At 35.0% G+C, this 4892-nt stretch carries 5 protein-coding genes and 1 riboswitch; of the genes, 2 read left to right on the top strand and 3 right to left on the bottom strand.

Annotated features, from left to right (window positions below):
- Positions 1-607: EFR1 family ferrodoxin (locus tag ABZA26_RS07650; protein WP_372713929.1), on the bottom strand; the 607-nt coding region annotated here is incomplete at its 3' end.
- Positions 608-810: 203 nt separating this feature from the next.
- Positions 811-1398 carry a TetR/AcrR family transcriptional regulator gene (locus tag ABZA26_RS07645; RefSeq protein WP_372713928.1) on the bottom strand — a complete coding sequence of 196 codons (588 nt, stop codon included), beginning with the start codon at positions 1396-1398 and terminating at the stop codon, positions 811-813.
- Positions 1399-1589: 191 nt separating this feature from the next.
- On the opposite strand from ABZA26_RS07645, the gene ABZA26_RS07640 reads away from it, so the two are divergent.
- Positions 1590-2984 (top strand): phospholipase D-like domain-containing protein, encoded by a 1395-nt coding sequence (locus tag ABZA26_RS07640; RefSeq protein WP_372713927.1) that lies wholly within the window; start codon positions 1590-1592, stop codon positions 2982-2984.
- Between the two features lie 130 nt (positions 2985-3114).
- A riboswitch (purine riboswitch) is annotated at positions 3115-3212 on the top strand.
- Between the two features lie 75 nt (positions 3213-3287).
- Positions 3288-4571 carry an NCS2 family permease gene (locus ABZA26_RS07635; protein ID WP_372713926.1) on the top strand — a complete coding sequence of 428 codons (1284 nt, stop codon included), beginning with the start codon at positions 3288-3290 and terminating at the stop codon, positions 4569-4571.
- Positions 4572-4659: 88 nt separating this feature from the next.
- Here the strand turns inward: ABZA26_RS07635 and ABZA26_RS07630 are convergent.
- The coding region (locus tag ABZA26_RS07630) for a hypothetical protein (RefSeq protein WP_372713925.1) at positions 4660-4892 on the bottom strand (233 nt) is incomplete at its 5' end.

Here is a 4892-nt window from a genome sequence, read left to right as displayed (position 1 = left end):
GACATACTTTGGCACAAAGTCCGCAGCCAGTACAATTATCATCTGTATAAACGTAGTTTTCAATACCTTCTCCGTATACATGAAGCTTCAACTGTTTTTTGCTAAATGGTTTTTTCCTCTTGTGCATAAGAGTGAAAGCTCCTTTTTGTAAGAAGTTTTCAGGTTTTATCCATTTTTTAGAGCTTGAAACATCAGCTTTGATAGTTATTAAGTTTTCTTCGGTTCCTTTTTTTCCTTCATTCGCAGCTTCCTTTTTCATATCGAATCCTGGGAGATAGTTATCCACCATTTTTATCGGATTAATATAAGAAAATTCATATCCGGTATTTTTGCTGATGCCAGTTAAGTGATTAGCTACTGCACCGGAATAAACACCATAAGTCGGAACGGCAAAAAGATATTCAGTATTAAATTTTACTTTTTTTAAAAAATCTACGATATACGACGGAACTCCCCATCCGAAAACAGGAAATACAATTCCAATCTTTTCGTCAGTAAATTCAAATGTTCCTTCCTTAATCATTTGGGGTATAGATAATAATTCTGTACCAAATGCTTTTGCAATGTACAGACTATTACCTGTTGCTGTAAAATATAGTATTTTCATTTTTATATCCACTCCTTGATCATATTTCTTTTTATTTTTTCGTGTATTATTTTCAATTATTTAGAATTTCCTGCTTTCAAAAAACTGTAGTTTTTAACTTAACAAACCAAATTTTGAATCAAAAACCATTTTGGTATTTCGGTCATAGTTTTTTAAAAAAATACCGACTTTATAAAACTATAAATAAGCCGGATTTATTTAAATTATTTTTTTAGTCCTTTAATAATTATATCGATTATATAATCACTTTTTTTATCTAAATAATCTCTTTCAAGCTCTGTTGAAATGGGCGGAAAATAACTTTGAAGAGTAAAAGATATATTACCGATAAGTTCTAACAGATCATCAAATATAAAAGTATTTTCCTCTTTTCCTGCTAACAAGATTTCTGACGCAATCTTTGTAATTTCCGCCATTTCTCCCTCATAACTCTGCGTACCAATTTCACATTTACTTCTGTAATGCCTCATAACATCAAAAATATCAGCAGCGTGAACATTTGAATTGACAAAGTCATGGCAGTTCAATATAAATGATTTTATAAATACTCTCAGTTTTTCCTCTGGGCTATTTTCTTTTGCAATAACTTTATTAAGTTGAGATGCAATATTATTTGCTTCTTGCACTGCTAAATCGGAAACTATATCTCCTTTTGATGAAAAATAAAGATATACAGTACCTTTGCCGATACCGGCAGATTTTGCTATCTCATCAACAGTTGTCTTTTTAACTCCATATATTAAAAACAGTTCTTTGGCTTTCTCTAAAATTTTTAATTTCTTTTCGTCCATCAAAACCTCCCTGACTGATTTGGTTTTTTAGTCATTTTTGATTAGTATAACGTGAGGCAGAATAAAAGTCAAATGAATTCTGAAAAGATGGTATTAATTAGAGGATGAAGAACATATTTTGTGAAACTTGATGTAATGTATAAAAAAGGATAGATAGAGGGATTTTGAATAGCTTTTCAGGGGGAGTTCTTATGAAGAGTATTAAAAAGATAAATATAATTTACATTATATTGCTTATAATGATTATGGGATGCACGAGAATCCCTAAAGGGACATCGGTTAAAGGTACCTCCTATTACACTAAGAATATTGATTTTTTAAGAGATATGACCTATATAAAAGATGGGGAGAGGCATGTGGAACAGGAGATTCTAGACTACGCTCTGAATATCATGGATGATGCAGAAGAATTTATAGTTGTTGACATGTTTCTGTATAACAGTATTTACAGCAGGGACAAGAAATTTCCGACCATAACTAGGTCTGTAACAGAGAAACTCATAGAAAAAAAGAATGAGGGGTTGGAAGTATATCTAATAACAGATGAGATAAACACCTTTTACAAGGTTTATGACATATGGGAATTTCAGGCTCTGAGAGAAGCTGGGATAAAAATAATAGAGACTGATATGACCAAGGTGAGGGACTCTAACATAACTTATTCAATACTCTGGAGGACTGTCTTTAAATGGTTTGGGACAGGTGGGACAGGCTGGATAAAAAACCCTTTCGCAGATGATGCCCCCAGGGTCACAGTTAGGGGTTATCTAAAGCTTCTCAACCTAAAGGTAAATCACAGGAAGGTAGTGGTCAGTGAGAAAAAAGCTCTGGTGACCTCTATGAATTTTCACGATGCCAGTGGTTATCACTCAAACATAGGCTTTGGTGTGAAGGGACCTGTTGTGAAGGATATTCTCACTAGTGAGATCGATGTAGCAAGTTTTTCGGGAGAAGATATCTCCCTTGAGATATTAGAACCAGGAGCAGAAGGGGGGGAGATAAAGGTAACCCTTCTCACAGAGAAAATGATAGGTGAAAATATAGAGGAACTAATAAAAACTACAGATCCGGGAGATGAGATAAAGCTCGGAATGTTTTATCTCGGGGACAGGAGAGTCATAGATGAACTCATAAAAGCCGGTAAAAGAGGGGTGAAAATAAAAATAATACTAGACGGGAATATAGAGGCCTTCGGAAGGAATAAAAGCGGGATACCAAACAGGGTGGTGGCATGGGAACTCATTAAAAAAGGAAGGGGTAACATAGAAATCAGATGGTATAAAACTTCAGGAGAGCAGTTTCACTCCAAATTCATAATCGGGAATAAGGGAGATGAGATGGTGGTAATAGGAGGGTCTGCCAATTTCACCAAGAGGAATATACAGGGGTATAACTTAGAAACGGACCTCATGCTAGAGGCTCTTAGAAAAAACGAAATCTCACTAAAGTTAAATAATTATTTTGATGACATGTGGGGAAATATAAGTGCAGAGTACACCCTCTCCTACGATGAAAAAGCAGAGGAGTCCTATTTGAAATACTTTCTTTATAGATTTCAGGAGTTTACTGGTTGGTCGACTTTCTAGCCCCTAAAAATATAATTTTTATAATTTGATTTGCTCTATTGAGCATAAAATAAGATGTCAAAATTTTCTATAGCAAAATTTTTATCTCAAATAAAACTTGACAATGAGAGTAATTTTATAATAGTATAAAGTGAAAAATTAATAAAATCTCCATATAATCTTCTAATAAGGTGAAGAGTTTCTACAAGTCGCCGTAAATGACTTACTATGGCCATATAATTTGGTTTTATTTTTTAAACCGTTCCAGGTGGCCCTTTAATAGGGCCTTTTTTAATATTTTAACTTTAGGAGGGTTTTAGGAAAATGGAGAATTTTTTCAAATTGAAAGAACATAACACAAGTGTCAGACAGGAAGTTGTAGCAGGAATAACTACTTTTTTAACAATGGCTTACGTTATTTTTGTAAATCCGGCAATATTGAGTGCTGCAGGAATGGATAAGGGAGCCCTTATTACAGTAACTTGTTTAGCAGCTTTTATCGGTACTTCATTTGCAGGTCTTTGGGTAAATGTCCCTTTTGCCATGGCACCTGGAATGGGACTTAATGCATTCTTTACCTATACACTGGTTATGGGGCACGGAGCCACATGGCAGGAAGCTTTAGGAGTTGTATTTATTTCCGGAGTAATATTTCTTATTCTCACATTTACAGGCTTCAGAGAAAAGATAATTGACGCTATTCCGTCGCAGTTAAGACTTGCGGTGGGAGCTGGAATAGGTCTTTTTATAGCCTTTATAGGTATGCAGAACATGGGGCTTATCGTGAGCAATCCTGCAACTTTAGTTGGATTGGGAGAGCTTAATATACCTGTACTTTTAGGTCTGATTGGTTTTGGTGTAATGGGATACCTTGAGATGAAAAAAGTAAAGGGTGGAATACTGGTGGGGATAATCGTCACCACAGTGCTAGGAATTATCTTCAAAGAAGTAGCTTTACCTACCAGCATAATAGCTATGCCTCCAAGTATAGCACCTATTGCATTTAAACTTGATATATTAGGAGCACTTAAAATATCTCTTTTCGGAAGTATTTTCTCATTTATGTTTGTAGACTTATTTGATTCTGTAGGAACAATAATGGCGTGTGCTCATGAAGCTGAGATGATAGACGAAAAAGGTAAAATTCAGAACGTAAGTAAACTTCTTGAAGCTGATGCCATGGCAACAGTTGTAGGGGCTCTTCTAGGAACTTCGACAACGACAACTTATGTAGAGTCTGCATCTGGAATTGCTGAAGGAGGGAGAACAGGACTTACTGCAATGACTACTGCGGTATTATTCATAGTAGCGTTATTCTTCGCACCTCTTATAGGGATTGTACCGGCTTTTGCTACTGCACCGGCACTTATGCTTGTGGGAATATATATGTTTAAAAATCTTCTTGATATAGATTTCCATGATATAGAGGTTGCTATACCTAGCTTCCTTACTATCATACTTATGCCTTTGACTTACAGTATATCTACTGGAATCGCTTTTGGATTTATCTCCTATGTTGCTGTATCAATTTTTTCAGGAGATATGAAAAAGATAAAGCCTACAATGTGGTTCATAGGAATATTATCTGTAATAGAACTTGTGTTTTAATTGATATATGAAATGCCCTTGAATACGGGACTCTTTCCGTTATTCAAGGGCATTTTTTTTATAACTGCTGAATTTTGATTGGAATAATCTATTCTAAATCAAGAAACAGGAAATGGCATTTTATATCATAAAGATCCTCTATACCATCTTTTAAAAGGATATTTCTTATGGAGTTTTCATATTGCTTCATCTGGTCTTCATCCTTTTCTCCGGTTTTATAGTCCACGATTACCAACTCTCCCTTATTCCCGTCCTTAGCCTCTCTGATCATAAGACGGTCAATTCTTCTTATGGAGTTGTTTTCGTCTAAGATCCTGTACT

The sequence above is a fragment of the Ilyobacter sp. genome (assembly GCF_041583315.1).
Taxonomy (GTDB): domain Bacteria; phylum Fusobacteriota; class Fusobacteriia; order Fusobacteriales; family Fusobacteriaceae; genus Ilyobacter.
This window is presented reverse-complemented; position numbering and strand designations above follow the sequence as displayed.

Bases quoted from the DNA above. Each gene is read 5' to 3' on its own strand.
- ABZA26_RS07645 (WP_372713928.1), bottom strand. From the start codon at position 1,398: ATGGACGAAAAGAAATTAAAAATTTTAGAGAAAGCCAAAGAACTGTTT.
- ABZA26_RS07640 (WP_372713927.1), top strand. From the start codon at position 1,590: ATGAAGAGTATTAAAAAGATAAATATAATTTACATTATATTGCTTATA.
- ABZA26_RS07635 (WP_372713926.1), top strand. From the start codon at position 3,288: ATGGAGAATTTTTTCAAATTGAAAGAACATAACACAAGTGTCAGACAG.